This window comes from Paraburkholderia guartelaensis (genome assembly GCF_004353905.1).
Classification (GTDB): domain Bacteria; phylum Pseudomonadota; class Gammaproteobacteria; order Burkholderiales; family Burkholderiaceae; genus Paraburkholderia; species Paraburkholderia guartelaensis.
In genome coordinates this window covers 1-20,505 of record NZ_SMOD01000039.1, presented here as the reverse complement: position 1 = coordinate 20,505, position 20,505 = coordinate 1, and the positions used below count along the sequence as shown (strand labels likewise).

Genomic DNA, 20,505 nt, shown 5'->3' with positions numbered 1-20,505 from the left:
CGTAGCCGAGTTGGCGCAGCAACGCTGCGATCGCCGTGTGATCCGATGGTTGCGCTTCGCGGGTTATGAGGTTCGATGGCTGCTTCTGGTGCAGTGCTCCAAGTAAAAGATCTTCGTGGTCACCGAGAGACCCGCGCGTCGGATATCGCTCGGAACGGGCTGGTTCGACAGCACTACAGATCGACGTCGTTCGCCTTGCTGGTGCCAAGGGTGTAGATTGCGGCGCCACGCTTGTCACCAATGTTGGAACCGAAGTGCAGTAGCTTTTTGATCCTAGGGCAACTGCAGGCAATGCGCGTGCGGCTGCGGTGCGTAGACCGCGTTATCGCACGCAAATTTTTCGACCAGCAGCGTTTCCGCTGAAGTCGTTCAGATGGGCTTCGGGATATTCACCCGCTGTTGTGGGATCGCGCGCGAACGAGGCGGCTTCCGGTGCCAAGAGGGAAGCCACCGCCGTTTGCATCACACCTTAAACTGCCCTACCGTTGACGCGAGGGTGTCCGCCTGGGTCTTCAATGCGGCCGCAGCAGCGGTTGATTGCTCAACAAGTGCGGCGTTCTGTTGTACCATTTCGTCAAGTTGGGTAACTGCCCGATCGACTTCCACGATGCCGCGGGCTTGCTCATTTGTGGCCTGCGTGATTTCAGAAATGATCGCCGTCACGTTTGCTACGTTGGTCACGATCTCGCGCATCGTTTCTCCCGCGTGCCGTACCTGACCGGAACCCGCTTCAACACTCGCGACTGTCGATTCCACCAGGACTTTCACTTCACGTGCAGCTTGCGCGCTGCGCTGTGCTAGGCTACGCACCTCCTGCGCGACAACCGCGAACCCGCGCCCTTGTTCGCCGGCTCGCGCAGCTTCAACCGCTGCGTTCAACGCAAGAATGTTGGTCTGGAACGCAATGCCGTCGATCACGCCGATGATGTCTCCTATGCGTGCCGATGCCTCCTCGATCCGCCCCATTGTTGTGACCATATCTGAAACAACCGCGCCGCCGTGAGACGCAATCTTCGACGCGTCTGTTGCTCGCAGCTCGGCCTGGCCGGCAGCGGCGGCGGATTGCGCGACCGAGGCGGTAATCTCCTCCATCGACGCAGCGGTTTCCTCGAGGCTTGCCGCTGCGGATTCGGTTCGTGACGACAGATCCTGATTGCCGGCCGCAATCTCACCGCTGGCCATGCTTACTGATTCGCTAGCGTCGCGGATCTGTCGTATGACATCGCTCAGCTTGTCGACGAAACTATTGAACGAGCGTGCGATGTCTCCAACTTCATCGCTCCCCCCGTCTGGCAAGCGTTGTGTGAGATCGCCGGTGCCCGAACCGATGGATGCCATTGCTCTGTGCACTTCCTTCAGGCGGCGAAACGCCTTCGCAGTAGTCGCCCCAACGACCACCGACGCAATGCCAACGATCACGATGAGTGTCACCAAGGAGGCAGTGAGTAGCGAGCGTGTTCCCGCCGTCGCCTCGCCTTTATCAAGCGCCACTAGCACATACCAATCGGTGCCCAGTATAGGCTGCACGCGGACAAGTTTCGGGAGGCCGTCGACGCGTATTTCAAATGGTGCGCGAGCGCTCGCGATTGAAGCCGGCGCGATGCCGGCGAGGTCCGGCGACACCTCAGCTACCGATTTCTGCGTCAGCTTCGGATCGGGGTGCGCGACGATATGGTCTCCGCTGTCGATCAACATGCCGAAGCTCGCCGGTGTCGGATGGATCAACTTCGCGTTCGCGATGACACTTTCCATTGAGACATCCGCAGCCACTACGCCCTTGAGTACACCATCACGCACGATCGGTACGGCGAACGTCACTACGAGAAGCCCGGAGCTTGCGTCGACATATGGCAGCGTGACTACCGGTTTGCCGACTTTTGCAGCCTTCTCATACCATGGTCGCGCGGTTGGATCATATCCGGCGGGAACAGACTTTATGTCACCGGTCGTCTTGAATCCCTTGTCGGCATAGCCGACATAAACTTCTCCGAAGCCGCCTGCAGCGGCAACCTGTCGGAATGCTGGCAACGGGTCCGTCGCGAGTGCAGCCTCTTGCAACGATGAAACCATGCGGCTCCGAATCGCTACCCAATCACTGATGCCAACTGCGTGTGCGCTGGCGATCGCCTCAAGGTTGCGATCAATCGCATCGTCATTGTACGACTTGGCGATGATGCAAGTGACCAACGTGCTTACGGCAAGCGCAAGCGCGACGATTAAAACCGATGCGCCTAGAATCCGAGCGCGAATTGTGGAAAACATGACAGCGACTCCCGATTGAAAGAGCGAAAGTGGTTGCCGAACGGACGCAACTCACGTGGTAAACGGCAGGACTGCCGATTACTTGAATAAATTCAAATTCACTCACACTTACGGAGTAGCCGACATGCGTTACTTTGAATTCATTCGCGTCCCTATCTTGATGGAGATCCGATCCCGATACTCGGAGGAGTTCACGAACTCAGGCACCTTGCCCAATATGATCTCCGGTAAACGTTCACATGTATTCATTGATTACTCACCGTAAGCATGTGTTGACTGTCTCTCCGATTCGTTGCGTATTCTCTAATGGTGTCTGTTTCGCCCCTTTGGCAGCACACCGTTTGATTGCAATATTCAGCTTTTTCATATTCTTGCCAATCCGTTGCCGGATGATGCGACGCGTCCTTGGTGAGCGTCGCACAGCTCAGGCGCTCTCGATCCACGCACGCATCACGCGATCCGGCGAACAGCCTTTCGGGACTTCGCGCCACGCATGTAGCGGAACAGATCCTTTGGATTTCGATCGTCGTCGTGCTCATTCCACGGCACGAGTTCCACGCCGGTCCCAAAGTTGAGCTCTTCGGCCTGCGCATGAACGTAACGCAGCGTGGAGTAGTCCTCGAGCGCGAAGCCAACTGAGTCGAAGATGGTGACCTGGGCTGTGTTCTCTCGACCCGGTTTGCTACCGGCAAGGACACGCCAGAGATCGGTGACTGGAAAGTCCGCGGGCATCTGCTGGATGTCGCCTTCAATACGTGTCTGCGGCTCGTACTCGACGAACACGCTGCCTGCGCGAAGCACTTCGGCGTGCAACTCCGTTTTCCCCGAGCAGTCGCCGCCTACGGCGTTGATGTGCATACCGGGCTCGATCATCTCGGGCGTCAGGATAGTCGCGTACGCCTTGTCGGCCGTCACGGTCGTCACGATGTCGGCACCGCGAACTGCCTCCGAGGTTGAGTTCGCACGCGTGATCTTCAGCGACGGAAAGTTAGCGAGGTTGCGAATTAACTTTTCGGTCGCGAGCGTATCGACGTCGTAGGCGACGATCTCCTCGATGCCGAGATGACTATGAAAGGCAAGCGCCTGGAATTCACTCTGGGCACCGTTGCCGATCAGAGCCATCCGCCTCGCGTCTGGCCGCGCAAGCGCGCGCGCAGCGATGAGCGACGTTGCGCAGGTTCTCAGTGCCGTGGCCACGGTGAGTTCGGACAGCAGAATTGGATAGCCCGTGTCAACATCAGCCAGTACGCCGAAGGCCATGACCGTGTACATCCCGCGTTGCGTGTTTTTCGGGTGCCCGTTGACGTATTTAAAGGCGTAGCGCTGCGCGTTGGACACCGGCATCAACTCGATTACTCCGATCTCGGAGTGACTGGTGACACGCGCCGACTTTTCGAATTCAGGCCAGTTTACGAAATCATGGCGGATGGTATCGGCGAGTTCCCCGATGAATTCCTGTAGACCTACAGTCGCGATGAGTCGGGACATGGTAGGGACGTCTATGAAGCGAGTCATTGGGACTTCCTATGTAAAGGTGCAAACAAGATGGACCTGATTTGGTGGCCTGCAAGGCAACTTCGGTCGCAGGGACGGGGCATAGTCACCAGTCCCCCTTGGATAATCTGGAGCTGTTGACATGAGCTTGGTCGTGTTGGACTGCTGCTGCCGTGAGGATTCAATGCCGTGAACGTGGCGGCATCGAGCAGGTTCGCACTGGCTCGATCAAGATATGCCCTCGAAACCGAGCAGTACGTTGACGGCATTGACGCCGATTTCATCGACCATATACCCGCCCTCCATCACAAACAGCGTCGGGACGCCCAAACGGCCGAGCGCTTCGCCGATGCGCGGATAGTCTTGTGTGCGCAACAGAAAGTGGCTAATCGGATCGCCCTCGAAGGTGTCGACACCAAGTGAGACGACGAGCACATCGGCCGAGTGGGTCGCGATCGCCGAGCACGCATGGCGCAAGGCTTCCTCGTAACCGTTCCAGACCGTGCCTTTCGGCAGGGGCAAGTTCAGATTGAACCCTTCGCCTGCGCCGGTGCCCCGTTCCTCGGCATACCCTGAGAATTAGGGGTAAGACACAGACGGTTCTCCGTGGATCGACGTGAACAGCACGTCCGGGCGATCATAGAAGACGTCCTGCGTACCGTTTCCGTGATGGAAGTCGACGTCGATGATCGCTACACGTCGTGCGCCGCACTCGATAGCATGCTGCGCGGCAATGGCCGCGTTGTTTAAATAACAATAACCGCCCATGTATTCGCGGCCAGCGTGGTGGCCCGGTGGCCGGCATAAGGCAAAGGCAGCACGCGCCCCGTTTGCCAACACTTCCGCGCCGGTCAGCGCCGAATTCGCGCTTCCGCGCACCGCGGTCCACGTGCCGGCGTTGATCGGCGCGCCAGCATCCATCGCAAAGAAGCCGAGCTTGCCATCAATGTAGGAGGGCATCATTGCGGCCGAAGGCATCGCGGGCGTTGGCCAGACGAGCGGCAGAGCCTGACATGTCCGTCCGGTTTCCAACCACTCGCTCCATGCGTGTTCCTGAAACGCGACATAGCGTGGAGTATGCACTTTGCAGTATTGGCTCGTGGCGAACGACCGGGGCGAAATGACGTCGCCGAGGTGGGATGACTCGACACGGGCGAGCACGGTTTCCGCACGCAGCGGTTGTTCGAACGAGCTTGTGACGGCCCCGTCCTTCAGCTCCACGCCGTGATGCAGGAGATGATCGGTACTGTAGATGGTGAGCATGGTTGACGCATTGCGTTGAGCATGCGTAACAGTCTATCGGCAGGAGGTAGCGAAAGCTTTGCTTTGTGTGCACGCGGAAGTCGGAAATCTGCAAAAACTGTCCACGAAATCGCTCAAGTGAGGACAAAAAATCCAGCCTCCAATCGGTATGCCGTAAGCCACTCGATGGTATGTCTGCAGCGAGACCGCTGACCGACCCCGCTCTCGGCAAAAGCGTTCATCCGGGCGTGCCGCGATGTTGGCGGCGCCGCAAGCGCCCGGAAAACGCGGACGGGATTACCGGGTAGCAGGCGAACACCGCGCGACGTTGGTCGGGAGAGGCCGGAAGGGCGCACTTCAACGCGTGGTGCAGGAAAACGAACGTCCATTCGCATCAAAAGTCGGACTGGAAATGGAGGCGCCTTCTGCTCGCTGCAGCTGAATCGCACTCCTGTACTGTCGGGTGCTGTCGTGGAAGCGCCAGCGGCAACGTGCTCATCCCTTGGAAGGATGGCTGGAGACGCTGGTATTGGATACGTTTTCAATTCCTTTGAACTTCCAGAGAATTGGAGACGAGCCTTATGGTATCGCACGTACAGAATGAACCTATCCTCACCTATGCTCCGGGTTCACCGGAGCGCGCCGCGCTCGAAAGTGAACTCGTGCGTCAGGCCGCAGAGGTCGTAAATATTCCGGTTATCGTCAATGGCAAGCGAATTGGGGGGGGAGAACGGCTGCCTGTAACATGTCCCCACGATCATCATCACCTGCTCGCAAACGTGCAGCAGGCATCGACAGACAACGTGCAGGCGGCCATCCAGTCGCATCGGGAAAGTCAACTGGAGTGGTCCAACTGGTCGCTGGAGGAGCGCGCAGCGGTGTTTCTGCGGGCCGCTGATCTGCTCTCGGGGCCGTGGCGTCACAAACTGAACGCCGCGACAATGCTGGGTCAGAGCAAGACCGTGCATCAGGCCGAGATCGACTCGGCGTGTGAACTGATCGATTTCCTGCGGTGGAATGTCCATTTTGCGCGAGAGCTGCAGGAGGTGCAACCAATCTCCGCTGCTGGTGCGCGAAACGCTCTGGAGTACCGGCCGCTCGAGGGCTTCGTTTACGCGGTTACCCCCTTCAACTTCACGGCCATCGGCGGCAACCTGGCCTGTGCCCCTGCGCTGATGGGGAACTCCGTGCTATGGAAGCCGGCAGCCACCGCCGCGCTCAGCAACTACTATGTTCTGCAACTGCTCGAGGCGGCGGGGCTCCCGCCTGGGGTCATCAATTTTGTCCCAGGGGACGCGAAGACGGTGTCGTCTGTCGCGCTTGGCTCACCTTCATTTGCGGGCCTCCATTTCACTGGCTCGACTGCGGTGTTCGACAACCTCTGGCGTTCCGTCTCGGAGCACCTTCCGAAATATCGAAGCTATCCCCGGCTGGTTGGTGAAACGGGCGGAAAGGACTTCGTTCTTGCTCATGCGTCGGCAGACGCGAACGCCCTGAGCACCGCCTTGCTCCGAGGCGCATTCGAATACCAGGGGCAAAAGTGCAGCGCAGCGTCGCGTGCATATGTCCCGGCATCGCTCTGGCCGCAGGTCAAGGCGCGACTCCTCGACGATCTTTCGACTTTGAAGATGGGGGATGTGCGGGATCTCTCGAACTTCATGGGCGCTGTAATCGATCAGCGTGCATACGAGCGAATCAATGGCTATATCGACACGGCCAGGCGTTCCGGTGAGGCGTCCATCCTCGCCGGCGGGCAGTGCGACGCCCGAAAGGGCTACTTTGTGTCACCTACGGTCATTGAGGTTCGTGATCCTCGATTTGTCACGATGCAGGAGGAGATTTTCGGGCCGGTCCTGTCTGTGTATGCGTACCGCGATGAAGAGTGGCCTGAAATTCTCAAGCTCGTCGACGAAACCACCCCGTACGGGCTCACCGGTGCGGTGTTCGCGACCGACAGGGCAGCGATCAATGAAGCGAGCGCTGGTCTTAGATTTGCCGCGGGTAACTTCTACGTGAACGACAAACCGACGGGCGCGGTCGTTGGACAGCAACCCTTCGGCGGCGCCCGCCGCAGTGGGACTAACGACAAGGCTGGCTCGATTCTCAACCTCTTGCGTTGGGTATCGCCTCGCACAGTCAAGGAGACCTACGTCCCGGCAACGGACTATCGGTATCCGCACATGAAGGGCTAACACGTTTGCGTTCTGCCGGTCTCATCGCTGGACACCAGGCGAAGAGTTGCGTTTACACGGCGTACCGCTGAAGCCTGCATTAGGTTTACGTCCGTTGAATTGGTGTGCCATGGATGCAGGCCACGCAACGGTGCTTTTACTCGTCCTGCTCGACCCTGTACCTGAGATCTCGGCTCCTCCTTTGGGGGGATGGAGCTAAGAATTCTGTCCGGTAAAGATTATTCGAACGCCATGCAGTTGGCTCGAAGAGCGGGCATCGGTCTGATTCACAAACTAACGGGAAGATTTTATGAAATACGTGCGCATGATCCTCGAAGAGGAGTCGCCGGAAGAACTGGGTTACGAGAAGATCAAGTACAACTTGTCGGAGAGCTCGATCTCGGACCGGAAGTTCCGCGATTTCAACGTCGAGAACCTTGATGATCTCGTTCTGCTGTACGGCGAGCATCGCGGCGACAAGCAGCTTCGAGAGCTTATCGCGAAACAAAGCGGCGCCCAATCTGTCACGGCTGATGACGTCCTGATCTGCAACGGCGCTGCGGGTGCCCTGTTCATCATCGCCACGTCCCTGCTGGACAAGGATTCGCACCTCGTCGTCGTGCGCCCGAACTACGCGACGAATATCGAGACGCCGCGCGCGATCGGTTGCGAAACGACGTACATCGACCTGAAGTTCGAGGAAGGCTTCAAGGTGGACCTCGAAGCAATCGAACGTGCAGTACGCCCGAACACGGCATACATCAGCGTGACGTGCCCGCACAATCCGACTGGCACGATGATGACGTGGGACGAAATCGTTGGCCTCAAGGCGATCGCCGACAAGCACGACTGCCTTGTGCTTGTTGATGAGACGTATCGAGATCTCACCTACGGTACGCCGTATCCAGCCGCAGCAACCATCAGCGATCGTTTCATTTCGGTCTCGTCCTTGTCAAAAGCGTACGGCACTCCGGGTATCCGCCTCGGCTGGCTCACGACGCGCAGCCCGGCACTCTACCGACTATTTCTCGCGGCCAAGGAACAAATCGGTATTTGCGGGTCGGTGGTCGATGAAGCGATCGGTCTCGCGGTTCTCAAGGAGCGCGATAGCTGGCTGGCCGAGAGCAACAAGAGGAACCTCCGTCATTTGGGAATCACCCGCGACTGGGTCAACTCGGATCCCTACGTCGAGTGGGTGGAGCCCCAAGGCGGAGTCGTTTGCTTCCCGCGCCTGAAAGTGCCGTCAACTTTTGACGCTGACGAATTCTATCGGTCGTTGCTGCAGAACCACCATACGTATGTCGGCGCCGGAAACTGGTTCGAAATGTCAAAGCTGCACATGCGCATCGGCTTTGCATGGCCGACGGAGGATGAACTCCGAAAGGGTCTGGCGGGTATCTCGGCCGCCATACGCGAGCAACTGTAATTCAATCGCCGCTCGCTCCGTACGCGAATGAGCGGCCTGAAACACATTCGCGAGGTGCTTTCCTGCGCCGATGCTACGGCAAGTCAGGAACTTTACTGAGAAGCCATGCCTTTTGCTGTTCGGAGGCATTGGTTTCTCTGCTCATTTCCCGGGAATAGGTGGTGAGCCTGAGAGCGTCGCTGCAAGACGTCAGTAACGACCGGACTGAAAACCTCGTTAGCACGAAGGCAAAGGTATGCAAAAGGTAACTGTACGAGCAGCCGTTAGTTCGGACTATGAGCAATGGCTGCCACTCTGGAACTCCTATCTACAGTTTTATCAGACGGATGTTCCGACGCGAGTCACGGAGGCGACGTGGGATCGGATCACGACGCAGGGTGGAGATCATCAGTGCGCCGTCAGCGAGGACGGGGCAGGTCAGATAACAGGGTTTGTGATCTATCTCTTCCATCGTTCAAGCTGGGCAGCGACGTGGAATTGCCTGATCGAGGACGTCTTTGTATCGGAGGGCGCAAGAGGGCAGCGTGTGGCGCGTCAGCTTCTTGAAAAGGCCTTCCAGGAAGCAGATGTCCGCGAATGTTATCGCACGTACTGGCAGACGGACGAAACGAACAAGAGGGCGCAGAGGCTGTACGAGACTGTAGCCACTCGTGCTGCCGTAGTTCAGTACCGGAGATAGAAGGATCGCGAGAAGGTCTGAAAACCAGTGCTTTGAGCGTAGTTTGTAGGCGAATTTTGGTTGTATGTCCATATTGAGGCAAGCTAGGAGACAAGAGATGAAAAGGTCCGCAACGATGCTGGCACTTGTTGCATCCGTATTGATGACAACGGCCCACGCTCAGGGAACCGGTGTGATCCGTATGGGAGTCGAAGGTGCATTTCCTCCGTTTAACGAAATGGGCACGGACGGAAAGCCTAGAGGCTTTGACGTCGATATCGGTAATGCACTTTGCGCTCAGCTCAAGGCGAAGTGTGAGTGGGTCGTCCAGAATTGGGATGGCATGATTCCGGCACTCATGAGCAACAAATTCGACGCAATCATGTCGTCGATGACCGACACAGCGGAGCGCCGAGAGAAGATTTCGTTCACCGAGAAGTACTACAGCGTTGCGTCTCGCATGGTCGCCCGTTCAGGCTCTTCATTTGATCCCACCCGACCGGAGACGCTGAAGGGCAAGAAAGTCGGGATGCAGCGTTCGAGTCCTCACGAATCGTTTGCGAAGGCGGTCCTCGCACCAGCGGGCGCAAAGGTCGTTACCTATCCGTCAGATGAGGATGCCTTGACAGATCTCGCTTCCGGTCGCCTCGACGCCGTGATGGCGGATAGCACGATGCTCGCTACCGGCTTCCTCAACCAGCCGCAAGGTACTGGCTTCGCCTTCACCGGAAAGCCGGTCACAAACTCACAGTACTTCGGCGCCGGCATCGCGATCGGCGTACGCAAGGACGATTCTCAGCTCCGCGATCGTCTCAACGGTGCCATCAACGCAATCCGCGCGAGCGGAGAATATGATCGCATAGCCAAGCGCTACTTCAATTTCGATATCTATTCGGGCACCTGACGCGCCGAGTCCTTGACTCCAGTGTGAAAGCTGGAGAGGGAGGGAGAGTTGCCGCATTCTGCGGCGACTCCCTTCCCCATTGTTTGTGGAGATGTCTGATGCTTTATGGATACGCTCACGCGATTGCTGTTGGTGCCATGACAACGATCAACGTCGCATTGGTTTCGTTGCTTGTTGCAGTTGTTCTGGGGCTCGTGGCAGCCATGTGTAAGTCCGCGCCAAATCGCGTCCTGAATACAATCGCGTCGCTGTACACGTCGCTCGCCCGAAGTGCGCCCGACTTTGTGTGGCTGTTGTTCTTGTATTATGGTGGCCAAGCCGCACTCAACTATGCAGTAAACAAAGTATCTCCAGGACGTTCGATCGACATCGACTCCTATATGGCGAGCGTGATAATTCTCGGGGCGGTCTACGGTGGATATGTCGCGGAGACTTTTCGAGGCGCGATGCTGTCAGTACCGGCTGGCCAACTCGAAGCCGGTTACGCATTTGGGTTGCGCAAGCGAACGGTGCTTTTTCGCATCCTCTACCCGCAGATGATGCGATTCGCCATCCCCGGTTTGAGCAACAATTGGCTCGCGCTCGTAAAGGCCTCCGCAATCACTTCCATGGTGAGTTTGAACGAGTTGGTTTTCCTCTCGACCGCGGCCGGACGCGCCACACACCACATCCTCCTGTTCTTCTGTATCGCCGGTGCGGTCTATCTCGCTCTCACGACTGTCTCGCTCTGGATCCTGCGACGACTCAACATGAAATTCTCGCTCGGAGTTCGAGAGGTGATTCTGTGAACTTCAATATTGTTCTGGACAATCTTCGCCTGTTTTTGTGGACAGACGGCGAAGTCACCGCGGGTTTGTGGTTGACCGTACAGCTTCTCTTGATCTCGCTGGCGTTCGCGCTTGTGCTGGCACTGCCGCTCGCGGTAATGCGCATATCGAACTCGCGTTGGCTGTCAACACCCGTTTGGTTTTTCACATATATCTTTCGAGGAAGTCCACTCCTCGTCCAGATGTATGTCATCTACTACGGACTTGCTGAAGTCGAATTCATCCGCGAGAGCTGGCTTTGGAGCTACCTCCAGGAGGCGTACGTCTGCGCATGGCTTGCATTCGGACTGAACACTGCAGCATACACCTGCGAAATTTTCGCTGGCGCGCTCAAGGCTACGCCGCCCGGGGAGGTGGAGGCGGCTGTGGCGATCGGGATGAGCAAGTGGGCTCGTCTTCGATATGTCATTTACCCGAGTGCGCTGCGTCGTGCGATGCAGGCGTACTGCAACGAGGTTGTTTTTACCCTGCACGGAACAGCGTTGGCCTCCGGCATTACGCTGCTCGACCTGGGGGGCGTTGCACGCGCAATCAGCATGCAGTATGCGGCGCCATTCGAGCCCTACCTGTTCGCGCTCGTGCTCTATAGCTTGTGCACATTTGCGATTCTGAGAATCTTCCGCACTTTGGAGAAACGATACATGGCTCACGTCCGGCCGCGCGGCTCGCAGGGCGTTGCGGTCAAGTCTGCAAGCTCGTCCGCGGCCAAATTCCAGGATGCGCGACAGTATTAATCAGAACACGAGTAACGATCATGAATGCACTTTCGGTTGAAAACGTACACAAGCGATATGGCCCACACGAGGTTCTCAAAGGCGTTTCGCTAGATGCCAAGAAGGGCGATGTCATCAGCATCATCGGCTCGAGCGGATCAGGGAAGAGTACATTCCTGCGCTGCATCAACATGCTTGAGCGGCCAAATGCCGGCGTGATCCGGCTGAACGGTGAGGAACTGCAGACGAAAGAAACACGCGACGGTATCGTGCCGGTCAACCACGGCCAGCTAGAAAAGATGCGTACGCGGCTGGCGATGGTCTTTCAGCACTTCAACCTTTGGTCACATCTGACAGTAATCGAGAACCTGATGCTGGCACCGATCAGGGTGCAGAAGCGTTCGCGCAAGGAGGCGCATGAACGTGCACTCGACGTGCTCCGGAAGGTGAAGCTGGATCCGGACAAGGTTGCTGATATGTACCCGTCACACATGTCCGGTGGGCAGCAACAGCGCGTCGCGATCGCCAGGGCACTTGCCGTCGACCCGGAGGTACTGTTGTTTGACGAGCCCACATCTGCACTCGATCCCGAACTCGTTGGCGAAGTGCTTTCGGTCATGAAGGAACTCGCCAAGGAAGGGCGAACGATGGTGGTAGTGACACACGAGATGGCGTTCGCGAAGGAAGTCTCGAGCGAAGTGATGTTCCTTCATCAGGGGCTTGTGGAAGAGCGCGGCCGGCCAACCGAGATATTCGGAAGTCCAAAAAGTGAGAGGCTGGCAAAGTTCCTCACTGGGGCATTGAAGTAGTCCGAGATCCACCACCTGGACTTGCTAGAGTCATTTAGACATTGAGGTTATCATCATGGTTGTAAAACGTCTCCATCCCGGCCCGAGGATGTCTGCTGCCAGCGTTCATCAGGGAGTGGTCCGGCTCGCGGGGCAAGTCGCAGAAGAACCCAATCTGGATGTCACAGCGCAGACCGCGAGCATCCTGGAGACCATCGAGTCCCTGCTTGAAGAGGCGGGTAGCAACAAGCATCAGATTCTTTTTGCGCAGATATTTGTCGCGGACATTGCGGATTTTCCCGCGATGAACATCGCGTGGGATGCATGGGTTAGTCGAAGCGATCCTCCTCCACGTGCTACGGTCGAGGGTAAATTGGCTGTTCCAGGTTGTACGGTCGAGGTGGTCATCACCGCGGCAGTGCTGGATTAAAGCTGGCCGAGAACGCGGGCGCGGGTTGTCGGGCGGGTGTCCATCGTCGGGCGGACACTGCCGTAAGATTGGGGCCACGCGTCATGTCCCACAGGAACTTGAAGGCGGTTTATGTCGATCAACCTTTCCGAGCCCGGACCCGAATTTTCGTGGATTGGCGAGGCAATCGATTTTGTCGGTAGCGAGAGATCATATGCTGCGGCATTCCAGCTGCTGAATATGAATCTGGCGTTCGAGATGGTTTCGATTGTCGCCTATCGTGGAAAGACGCGTCCTGTGCTGCTATTCGATACATTCGGCGATACACCCTATCGGGAAGGCCTGACCAACTTTGTCGAGTTGTCGTACGTGCTGAGTCCATGCTATCAGGCATATCTGGACGGCATCGAGCCGGGCGCGTACCGGATGAAGGATCTGGTGCCTAAGGAATATCCGATTTCCCAGTCGTTCAAGAGTGTCCCCGCGGCGTGGTCTGAAAAAGAGGAAATGCGTTACATCACCCGTGGGTGGCCCGAGCAGCGAGAGGAGCTATTGCTTCTCGTCCAGCTCCCAGACGGGGCCATGGCCGAGGTGAGCTTTCTCCGACCCAGTTCGTTATCGGGTTTTGGTGCGCAGGAGGTTTCCAGTCTCGAAGCGATGGAGCCGTTCGTCTCTGCGGTTGTTCGCGCGAACTGGGCATGTTTCGTCCGTGATGCCACGCTCCCTCACGACAACGCTGTCAATGTGGCATTTGAATCGTTCGGAAAGGACTTATTGTCTGCGCGTGAGATAGAGGTGATTCGGCTGATTCTTCAGGGGCACTCGTCCGTATCAATCAGCCTGAGACTGAACATCGCGATAACGACGGTGAAAAGCCACCGCAAGAATGCTTACGCGAAGCTACATATCGCCACTCAATCTGAGCTGATGGCATTGTACGTGCGCTGGTTGGAAAGCGCCTCAAACGGATGATTCCAGAGCGTCACGTCGGGTTTTTCCTGCTTCCCGGCAGCGTGCGGCCCGCGTTCCTGGCGACAAACGAACGAACCGTCATGCCGTGGGTAATGTGGGTTTTGTGTAGGTGACCCGCGCTCCGGCATCATCTCGCTGCCATCATTCCAGACTGCGCCGTGTTCCCGCAGGAGGGATGCCTTCGTGGAATTGTCGTACGGGTCGGCAATCCGGTAGGGTGGAGGGCCACGCGCGAAATAGAGTTTGTAGGCTGACACGGCACCTCGAGATTCAAGGGGCTGCCGCGCTGCGAATTTTGACCCGTTCCTGTCTTAGACCGTTTGTACGCGAAACCCCTTCATGGACTTTGAATTTTACGAAGAAGCCCTGACGCTCGCGGAGAAACTTGCGAATGTCGCGAGAGCCGTTTCACTGAGCTATTTTCGTACCGCGTTGCCATTCGACTCAAAGGAAGACAAGTCTCCCGTCACCCTTGCTGACAGGGAAGTGGAAAGGGTAATGCGCGAAATGATCGATGCCAGTTTTCCAGAACATGCTATCTGCGGTGAGGAATTTGGCTCTGAAGGTACCGCGCGGTACACGTGGCTGCTTGATCCTATTGACGGGACAAAGCCGTTTCTGATGGGATTTCCGCTATTCGGTTCATTGATTGCACTTCTCGATCAACAGGTACCGAAGATCGGGATTATCGAGACGCCAGCCACGGGAGAGCGCTGGAACGGCACGTCAAGCGGCACAAGCATGAACGGAAGGCCGGCCAGCGTAAGTGCGCGGCCCGGCTTGCCGCAACCTCGCCCTACGACTTCAGCGACGACGACTATCCGAAATTTGCTGAGATCGTGCGCCGCGCTGCAATGCATCGACTTGGAGGAGGTTGCTACTCATTCGGACTCCTGGCCAATGGATGCCTTGACGTTGTCATAGAGGCGGGGCTGGGCCCGTGGGACTACATGGCGCTCGTTCCGGTTGTCGAGGGAGCGGGAGGAGTCATCTCCGACTGGCAGGGGAGGGCTCTCAGCATGCGGTCTGACGGGAGGGTCGTCGCTAGCTGTAGTACGGCGCTTCATGACGAAGTATTGCTTGCGCTCGGCGCCTAGGAGGCTGATTGCATACCGGTGCGATGAAGACGGCTGGCCAGTTCAAAACATTACATACCATCGTTTGTTTTCACGTACCGACATGCGACGCGCGAGCGCCGAATCGGTTCGTCGGCGGATTTCGGCTCCCAGTAGTCGCTTATGCGAAGGCGGGCGTAAGCGGGAGCCGCGGCATCGTCGTCGGAGGCACTGCCGCGTCACTCAGTCAAAGTTGAATAGTCAAAGGATCCTGACATGCCAATCATTAGAGTGGAACTCTCAGCCGGGCGCACACATGACCAGAAGGCGCGGTTCATGAAGGAAGTTACGAAGCTCGCTACTGAGATTTTGAAGTGCCCGCGTGACACGGTCGACCTTGTATTCGTTGAGGTCGAGCTGCGAAACTGGGCACATGGGGGTGAGTTTTACAAGCCATCACAGTTTCACTTCGATGGCACCCAGGGCATTTGCCCATAACGGTTAGAAGCGAAGTTGATCGAGTTGAAACGAGATGTCCCAAAATTACCTGAAATCGAAGGAAGCGCAGATAAGTGAGCTGCACGAGCACGGATTCGTTGTATCAAAGGGTTTTGTAGATGAATCATGCCTGCAAGCACTGCGCATTGTGTCTCTGCGGGAACTCGTCGATGCACGCTGTCCGCTTGAACTCGAGGCAGACTTGCGCTATCCCGGCGCGCCAGATTCTAGGGGCGCGCCCGGTGGCGGTACCGTGCGTCGCTTGATTGACGCGTACGCACGCGATCCACACTATGCCAATTTGGCGACGTCGCCGAGAATTCGGGAATGGATGGAGGCGTACTTCGGTGAGACGCCATACCTATCTCGCGCACATCACAATTGCGTGATGACGAAGCATCCATCGTACGGAAGTCTTACTGGCTGGCATCGGGACGCGCGATACTGGTCTTTTGAGCGCGACGACCTCGTCTCCGTCTGGGTCGCATTGGGAAAGGAGACGGCGGAGAACGGCGCACTCTGGTTTGTACCGGGATCGCACAGGCTGGCGCTGGCGCCTGAACGATTCGACGATGCGAAATTCTTCCGTTCCGACCTGCCGGAGAACGACGCGGCAATTCGAAAGGCAGTGTCGCCTGAGTTGGGACCGGGTGATGTGGTGTTCTTCCATTGCAACACCTTGCACTCGGCGGGCAGGAATCATTCTGATCAAGTGAAGCTTTCTCTGGTCTACACATATAGAGGCGAAAGTAACGCGGCGCTGGTTGGGACACGATCCGCGTCGAAGCCGGAGATGGCGCTGGGTCGAGCCCTGTGTGAAAACGCAGGCTAGTCTCCATGTTCGAGAACCCTTCAGATCGCGCTGTATTAGCTTCGGAGCAACTCGGGAAGGGTAAAGCGACACCCGAAAGCCTGGTGGTCTTTCGTTCTCAGGCAGCCTCGGCCGAAAGTCGGCTATTCGATCGAATACCGAACGATCGATATGAGTTCGGCGTTTGCGACGCGGCGCTCGGCTTCGTGCCGACGCAGCGTGTTTCGGGTCGCCGGCGAGCGATCGGTCTGAGGCCAATGATCCTCCTTTGGGAGGATGGCGCGCCTGGTACACACGGAATAAGGTGCGTCTGGACCGAATCGCGCATGTGCGCACGTGTCATTATGCGTAACGCGCCCTAGTACAACGGTGTGCGGCGTATACCGATACTGAACCTCCGCGGGTTCGCAACTCCTGAGCGGTTCCCATGGCGTTCGCCCAGGACCATTCGCATAGCTCTCCCGTGTCGAGCCTTCCTTTTTCGCCTTCGGTTCTTTCATTGCGCTGGCTTCGGTTGCGGGCTATGCCATGCAATTGACTTTCGGGTGTCGGTGTACGGCCGATAGAACGTCTCGTGAGGGTGTAGCGCCAGGAATAGTTCGACAGCGATCGATGTTAGAGAGAGTTTTAATATGCCGGTTGCTCATCTGGCTGCAGACAACTTAGCCGGCTCGAAAAAATGATAACGCAGCAAAAGCCTTTCGTCAGTGAGGATTCCGCTGCAGGTTTGAGTGGGCACGTGCGGCGGCGGGAATGCACTCCGGCTAGGGGTGTGCTTTTCACGCTGCTATCGATGTCGTCCGTCCAGTTTAGCGCTGCGCTAGCCGCACCGGCGATGTCGGTCTACGGCGTTTTCAATGTCACCGAATTGCGGCTAGCGTGGGCGGCACTGGTCCTGGCTTTGGTGATTCGCCCAAGATTTCGTGAATATGGCGGCGCACACTGGTTGGCAGCCGGTAGTCTGGGCATATCGATGGCGGGGATGACAATTGGTTTTTTCTGTGCGATCGAGCGCGTCCCGCTCGGGCTCGCAGTCGCAATTGAGTTCTTGGGGCCATTAGCTGTGGCGGTTTGGGGAGCGCGTCGTCGCAGCGCGCTAGTTTGGCCGGTTGTAGCAATCGCGGGAGTTCTCCTGCTTGCGCGGGACGATACCGGATGGGTTGGAGAGCCGCTCGGAGTTCTGTTTGCGATCTGCGCTGCGATCGGCTGGGCCAGTTACATCGTACTTATGAAGAGGACCGGGACGATGTTCGACGGCCTTGAAGGGCTGTCGGTTTCGCTAATTGCGGCGACACTGGCTGCGTTGCCGTTTACAGCATTGAACGTCGACATGCCGATTGACCTGCATGCATTTGTCACAACTGCGGGGCTAGCCATACTCGCTCCCTTGATCCCCTATGCCCTTGAGATGACTGCACTTCGTCAGATGTCGGCATCGTCGTTTGGTGTCTTCATGAGCATAGAGCCGGCAGTTGCTGCACTTGCCGGCTTCGTTGTGCTGCACGAGCGATTGGGAACGCTACAACTTGCGGGTGTGTTGCTTGTCGTGTCAGCCAGTATCGGCGAGGTGGTGACTGGGCGGTCGCAGGCCGCTACCCGCTGACGATATGCCAGGGATTGCCAGCGCCTACCCGTCCGCAAAATTGAGCGTTGTCCTGCTTTGCTTTCAGTAGCTGAACTCATTGAATAGGCCATGAGATATGACGTTTCAGGCAAGCATCGTGCGAACGATCCGGCAAGTCATCGGGGAGGAAATTGTCGCGGGTGCTCTATCTGGCGGAGCGAGGCTCCGTCAGAGCGAACTCGCTTCTCGCTTTAAGACAAGCCCGCAGCCAGTGCGCGAGGCGCTACGTTTGCTAGAGGGAGATGGACTCGTCGTGCTTCAGCCGAACAGAGGTGTCACAGTGTGTTCGTACACGACGAAGGATTTTACTGAAATGCAACAGGTCCGCGCAGCGCTTGAGATCGGTGCAGCAAGACTGGCTTTACGCTTCTGGACAGGTCGCGATTGTGAAGCGTTAGATGGCGCGCTCAAAAGTTTCCCGCATGACGGAGATTTGCCCCAACTCGTCACGTACTACGCAAGTTTTCACGAATTGCTTTCTCGGCCAAGTTGCAACTCGCGGCTGCAGTCGCAGATCATGAATCTGGCGAAAGCATCTGCCCTGGCAGTGTTAAGCCGCTCGCGTGACAGAAGCGCTCTTTGCGCCTCGTTTCATCGCGACCACCAGGCCATCTACAGGTTCTGGCTCGACCGAGACTCGAAAGCGGTCGTCGCGGAAATCGACTCTCACATGTTGAGTTTTGCCGATCGATTCAGGGCAGCATCACGCGAGTTAGAGCGGTGGCAGCAGTCTTGAAGTTCTTGTCGATTCAGAGCGCCGCATCTTTGAAGCAACCTACCCCTCAGGGTTGAGGCTCGGTCGGCCAGGTTGCCGATGATATGCCACACGGTTGCGGGACCCGTCGCGGCATTTGCCCGCGCAGAACGCGATGACATATTTTCTTTCCCGTGGACTGCGCGCGTCGTGGAGGCCAAGATTTTGTTCTGCGGATAGGACAGAGTCGAAGAGTACTCCGCCCAGTACACCATCGAATGCGTCGCCCGGCGTCCGTCACACTGCGCTGCGGTCGCTCAAACAAACTCGGGGTGGCCCCCTCCGTCAGTTCGACGCCGTCGTGCGGGTGATGATCGGTGTTATAGATGGTGAAGATGTTGGACTGTTGAAGTTGACTGTACGGACCAAGAGGCGAACAAATTGCTTTGTGTCCCGCAGATCGGCTACAGTTTGTAGAAACTGTCTACGAAGGCCGTAACATGAGCAAAAAACGCCCAACGGTTGAACTTGATGCCGTCGACAAGGCGATGGTTAGTCTGTTGCAGGAAGACGGGGCGCTGTCCAACGCTGCTCTCGGCGACAAGCTTTCGCTGAGCGTAACGCCGTGCTGGCGTCGCCGGAAGCGGCTGGAAGACGAGGGCGTGATCACAGGGTACCAGGCGAACGTCGATCGGCACTCACTCGGTATGGACGTTTTTGCGTACGTGCTCGTGACGTTCAACATGCACTCCGACAAGGCGGCAGACAATTTCGAGGCCGTCATCAACAACCGGGCAGAGGTACTGGCCTGCCACAAGATCACGGGAAGCGCGGACTACATGCTTCAGGTGGTCGCGACCGATCTGGACGCGTACGGCGATTTTGTCGAGCGGGTGCTAAGGCGGCAGACTGGTATTGCATCGATCCATTCGAGCCTCGCGTTACGCGAGGTGAAGTTTTCCTCGCGTATCCCGTTACCCGGCGATAAGTGAGCCCCCAGCCTTTTAAGCACCACGAGGCTTTTGATTCGATGACTTGACGTGCATTCGTCGCCTCGACGTCGTCGCGTGGCATCGACGAGAGCGTCTCCATAGGCCGGGACTGGCAGGCGATCAGGTGGTTCGTGTGGCTTTGTGACGCCTACGCTTGCTCACGGTTACCGATGCCGCAAATTGCCTCACTGATTGCGGAGGCGATCTCGCTCTCACTGCGACAGCCGGCTATCTGGATACGTTCACCAAAGATGAAGTGTGGAACCGATCGCACGCCGGCGGCCGTCGAACTCGCCGCCTGCCGCTCGACCCATACACGCCAGTCCGGATTTCCCGCGATCGCGAGGGCTTCGTCGCGCGTGAAGCCGTAAGCACCCGGCAAAGGCACCTTGAAGCCCAAGTGTTCTAACGCGAGCATCGTGTCCATTAACTTTTAATGGACACGTGTACACGATGGAAGAACTCGCAACGAATCCCGAAGTCGCGGTGCAGCCGGTTCGGCGCCGCCGGCATAGCAAAGAATTCAAGGCGGAAGTGATGCGTGCGGCGATGCAGCCGCACGTGTCGATCGCAGCGGTAGCGCTGCACTACCGTCTCAATGCCAATTTGGTCCGCAGTTGGATTACCCGGCAAGCCAAGCGCCAAGGCGGTACGCAAGCAAGCCATTCAACAGAGGTGGTGCCGCTTGTTCGGACAGGGTCCCGCGATTTTTAAGTGGAACGTCCGGGGCGATCATGCTGCCGATTTGATCGCTGGCAGCGTCGCGAAGTATGCCTCATCGGGCGTCTGATCCGCCAGACTCGAATGAGGACGTTTGCGGTTGTACAGCTCAATGTATTGGCCAATGGAGCGCCGGGCGTGGCTGACCGACTCGTAGGCTCTCAAATAAATCTCTTCGTACTTGATGCTGCGCCACACGCGCTCGACAAACACGTTGTCGCGCCAGGCGCCTTTGCCGTCCATCG

At 57.4% G+C, this 20,505-nt stretch carries 19 protein-coding genes and 2 pseudogenes; 16 read left to right on the top strand and 5 right to left on the bottom strand.

The annotated features are described in order from the left end of the window. Positions 1 to 462 precede the first annotated feature (462 nt). From E1N52_RS34085 to E1N52_RS34075, 3 genes and pseudogenes are all read right to left on the bottom strand, one after another. Complete coding sequence (locus E1N52_RS34085; RefSeq protein ID WP_133188166.1) at positions 463 to 2,262, bottom strand: methyl-accepting chemotaxis protein; 1,800 nt, start codon at positions 2,260 to 2,262, stop codon at positions 463 to 465. A 450-nt stretch (positions 2,263 to 2,712) separates the two neighbouring features. Continuing rightward, on the bottom strand, positions 2,713 to 3,777 hold the full coding sequence (locus E1N52_RS34080; protein WP_133188164.1) for an ornithine cyclodeaminase: 1,065 nt from the start codon (positions 3,775 to 3,777) through the stop codon (positions 2,713 to 2,715). A gap of 207 nt (positions 3,778 to 3,984) precedes the next feature. After that, positions 3,985 to 5,019, bottom strand: a pseudogene (locus E1N52_RS34075) (histone deacetylase family protein). Positions 5,020 to 5,579: 560 nt separating this feature from the next. On the opposite strand from E1N52_RS34075, the gene pruA reads away from it, so the two are divergent. From pruA to E1N52_RS34000, 15 genes and pseudogenes are all read left to right on the top strand, one after another. Next, complete coding sequence (gene pruA / locus E1N52_RS34070; protein WP_133188162.1) at positions 5,580 to 7,190, top strand: L-glutamate gamma-semialdehyde dehydrogenase; 1,611 nt, start codon at positions 5,580 to 5,582, stop codon at positions 7,188 to 7,190. Positions 7,191 to 7,479: 289 nt separating this feature from the next. Continuing rightward, positions 7,480 to 8,595, top strand: coding sequence for an aminotransferase class I/II-fold pyridoxal phosphate-dependent enzyme (locus E1N52_RS34065; RefSeq protein ID WP_133188160.1), 1,116 nt, complete (start codon positions 7,480 to 7,482; stop codon positions 8,593 to 8,595). A gap of 235 nt (positions 8,596 to 8,830) precedes the next feature. Further along, the gene (locus E1N52_RS45585) at positions 8,831 to 9,274 is read left to right on the top strand and encodes a GNAT family N-acetyltransferase (RefSeq protein ID WP_133188158.1); all 444 of its coding nucleotides are present in this window, start codon (positions 8,831 to 8,833) and stop codon (positions 9,272 to 9,274) included. Between the two features lie 97 nt (positions 9,275 to 9,371). Next, positions 9,372 to 10,157, top strand: coding sequence for an ABC transporter substrate-binding protein (locus E1N52_RS34055; RefSeq protein WP_133188156.1), 786 nt, complete (start codon positions 9,372 to 9,374; stop codon positions 10,155 to 10,157). Positions 10,158 to 10,255: 98 nt separating this feature from the next. After that, a complete protein-coding gene (locus E1N52_RS34050) occupies positions 10,256 to 10,945 on the top strand; it encodes an ABC transporter permease (RefSeq protein ID WP_133188154.1) in 690 nt (229 codons plus the stop codon). Beyond that, a complete protein-coding gene (locus E1N52_RS34045) occupies positions 10,942 to 11,718 on the top strand; it encodes an ABC transporter permease (RefSeq protein WP_133188152.1) in 777 nt (258 codons plus the stop codon). The genes E1N52_RS34050 and E1N52_RS34045 overlap by 4 nt, the downstream gene beginning before the upstream one ends. A 20-nt stretch (positions 11,719 to 11,738) precedes the next feature. After that, the gene (locus E1N52_RS34040; RefSeq protein ID WP_133188150.1) at positions 11,739 to 12,506 is read left to right on the top strand and encodes an ABC transporter ATP-binding protein; all 768 of its coding nucleotides are present in this window, start codon (positions 11,739 to 11,741) and stop codon (positions 12,504 to 12,506) included. Between the two features lie 55 nt (positions 12,507 to 12,561). After that, positions 12,562 to 12,915 (top strand): RidA family protein, encoded by a 354-nt coding sequence (locus tag E1N52_RS34035; RefSeq protein WP_133188148.1) that lies wholly within the window; start codon positions 12,562 to 12,564, stop codon positions 12,913 to 12,915. Between the two features lie 111 nt (positions 12,916 to 13,026). Beyond that, complete coding sequence (locus E1N52_RS34030) at positions 13,027 to 13,866, top strand: response regulator transcription factor (protein ID WP_133188146.1); 840 nt, start codon at positions 13,027 to 13,029, stop codon at positions 13,864 to 13,866. Between the two features lie 339 nt (positions 13,867 to 14,205). Beyond that, a pseudogene (locus E1N52_RS34025) lies at positions 14,206 to 14,963 on the top strand (inositol monophosphatase family protein). A gap of 234 nt (positions 14,964 to 15,197) precedes the next feature. After that, on the top strand, positions 15,198 to 15,419 hold the full coding sequence (locus E1N52_RS34020) for a 4-oxalocrotonate tautomerase (RefSeq protein ID WP_133188144.1): 222 nt from the start codon (positions 15,198 to 15,200) through the stop codon (positions 15,417 to 15,419). A gap of 34 nt (positions 15,420 to 15,453) precedes the next feature. After that, positions 15,454 to 16,251 carry a phytanoyl-CoA dioxygenase family protein gene (locus tag E1N52_RS34015; protein WP_133188142.1) on the top strand — a complete coding sequence of 266 codons (798 nt, stop codon included), beginning with the start codon at positions 15,454 to 15,456 and terminating at the stop codon, positions 16,249 to 16,251. Positions 16,252 to 16,909: 658 nt separating this feature from the next. Further along, complete coding sequence (locus tag E1N52_RS34010; protein ID WP_133188140.1) at positions 16,910 to 17,833, top strand: EamA family transporter; 924 nt, start codon at positions 16,910 to 16,912, stop codon at positions 17,831 to 17,833. Positions 17,834 to 17,930: 97 nt separating this feature from the next. Further along, positions 17,931 to 18,590: a GntR family transcriptional regulator gene (locus E1N52_RS34005; RefSeq protein ID WP_133188138.1), complete on the top strand. Its 660-nt coding sequence runs from the start codon at positions 17,931 to 17,933 to the stop codon at positions 18,588 to 18,590. 458 nt (positions 18,591 to 19,048) lie between these two features. Then, complete coding sequence (locus E1N52_RS34000) at positions 19,049 to 19,540, top strand: Lrp/AsnC family transcriptional regulator (RefSeq protein ID WP_133188136.1); 492 nt, start codon at positions 19,049 to 19,051, stop codon at positions 19,538 to 19,540. A 148-nt stretch (positions 19,541 to 19,688) separates the two neighbouring features. Here the strand turns inward: E1N52_RS34000 and E1N52_RS33995 are convergent, their stop codons facing one another. Beyond that, entirely contained in the window at positions 19,689 to 19,967 is a 279-nt protein-coding gene (locus tag E1N52_RS33995) for a thioredoxin domain-containing protein (RefSeq protein WP_133188134.1), read from the bottom strand. Between the two features lie 26 nt (positions 19,968 to 19,993). Here E1N52_RS33995 and E1N52_RS33990 point away from each other — a divergent pair, with 26 nt between their 5' ends. After that, positions 19,994 to 20,254, top strand: a complete 261-nt coding sequence (locus E1N52_RS33990; RefSeq protein ID WP_133188132.1) for a helix-turn-helix domain-containing protein — start codon at positions 19,994 to 19,996, stop codon at positions 20,252 to 20,254. A gap of 18 nt (positions 20,255 to 20,272) precedes the next feature. On the opposite strand, the gene E1N52_RS33985 is transcribed toward E1N52_RS33990, so the two are convergent. Continuing rightward, on the bottom strand, positions 20,273 to 20,505 hold a 233-nt coding region (locus E1N52_RS33985; protein ID WP_133188130.1), incomplete at its 5' end, for an integrase core domain-containing protein.

Excerpts from the sequence above, each read along its gene's own strand:
- E1N52_RS34085 (WP_133188166.1), bottom strand. The coding sequence starts at position 2,262 with ATGTTTTCCACAATTCGCGCTCGGATTCTAGGCGCATCGGTTTTAATC.
- E1N52_RS34080 (WP_133188164.1), bottom strand. The coding sequence starts at position 3,777 with ATGACTCGCTTCATAGACGTCCCTACCATGTCCCGACTCATCGCGACT.
- pruA (WP_133188162.1), top strand. The coding sequence starts at position 5,580 with ATGGTATCGCACGTACAGAATGAACCTATCCTCACCTATGCTCCGGGT.
- E1N52_RS34065 (WP_133188160.1), top strand. The coding sequence starts at position 7,480 with ATGAAATACGTGCGCATGATCCTCGAAGAGGAGTCGCCGGAAGAACTG.
- E1N52_RS45585 (WP_133188158.1), top strand. The coding sequence starts at position 8,831 with ATGCAAAAGGTAACTGTACGAGCAGCCGTTAGTTCGGACTATGAGCAA.
- E1N52_RS34055 (WP_133188156.1), top strand. The coding sequence starts at position 9,372 with ATGAAAAGGTCCGCAACGATGCTGGCACTTGTTGCATCCGTATTGATG.
- E1N52_RS34050 (WP_133188154.1), top strand. The coding sequence starts at position 10,256 with ATGCTTTATGGATACGCTCACGCGATTGCTGTTGGTGCCATGACAACG.
- E1N52_RS34040 (WP_133188150.1), top strand. The coding sequence starts at position 11,739 with ATGAATGCACTTTCGGTTGAAAACGTACACAAGCGATATGGCCCACAC.
- E1N52_RS34035 (WP_133188148.1), top strand. The coding sequence starts at position 12,562 with ATGGTTGTAAAACGTCTCCATCCCGGCCCGAGGATGTCTGCTGCCAGC.
- E1N52_RS34030 (WP_133188146.1), top strand. The coding sequence starts at position 13,027 with ATGTCGATCAACCTTTCCGAGCCCGGACCCGAATTTTCGTGGATTGGC.
- E1N52_RS34020 (WP_133188144.1), top strand. The coding sequence starts at position 15,198 with ATGCCAATCATTAGAGTGGAACTCTCAGCCGGGCGCACACATGACCAG.
- E1N52_RS34015 (WP_133188142.1), top strand. The coding sequence starts at position 15,454 with ATGTCCCAAAATTACCTGAAATCGAAGGAAGCGCAGATAAGTGAGCTG.
- E1N52_RS34010 (WP_133188140.1), top strand. The coding sequence starts at position 16,910 with ATGATAACGCAGCAAAAGCCTTTCGTCAGTGAGGATTCCGCTGCAGGT.
- E1N52_RS34005 (WP_133188138.1), top strand. The coding sequence starts at position 17,931 with ATGACGTTTCAGGCAAGCATCGTGCGAACGATCCGGCAAGTCATCGGG.
- E1N52_RS34000 (WP_133188136.1), top strand. The coding sequence starts at position 19,049 with ATGAGCAAAAAACGCCCAACGGTTGAACTTGATGCCGTCGACAAGGCG.
- E1N52_RS33995 (WP_133188134.1), bottom strand. The coding sequence starts at position 19,967 with ATGGACACGATGCTCGCGTTAGAACACTTGGGCTTCAAGGTGCCTTTG.
- E1N52_RS33990 (WP_133188132.1), top strand. The coding sequence starts at position 19,994 with ATGGAAGAACTCGCAACGAATCCCGAAGTCGCGGTGCAGCCGGTTCGG.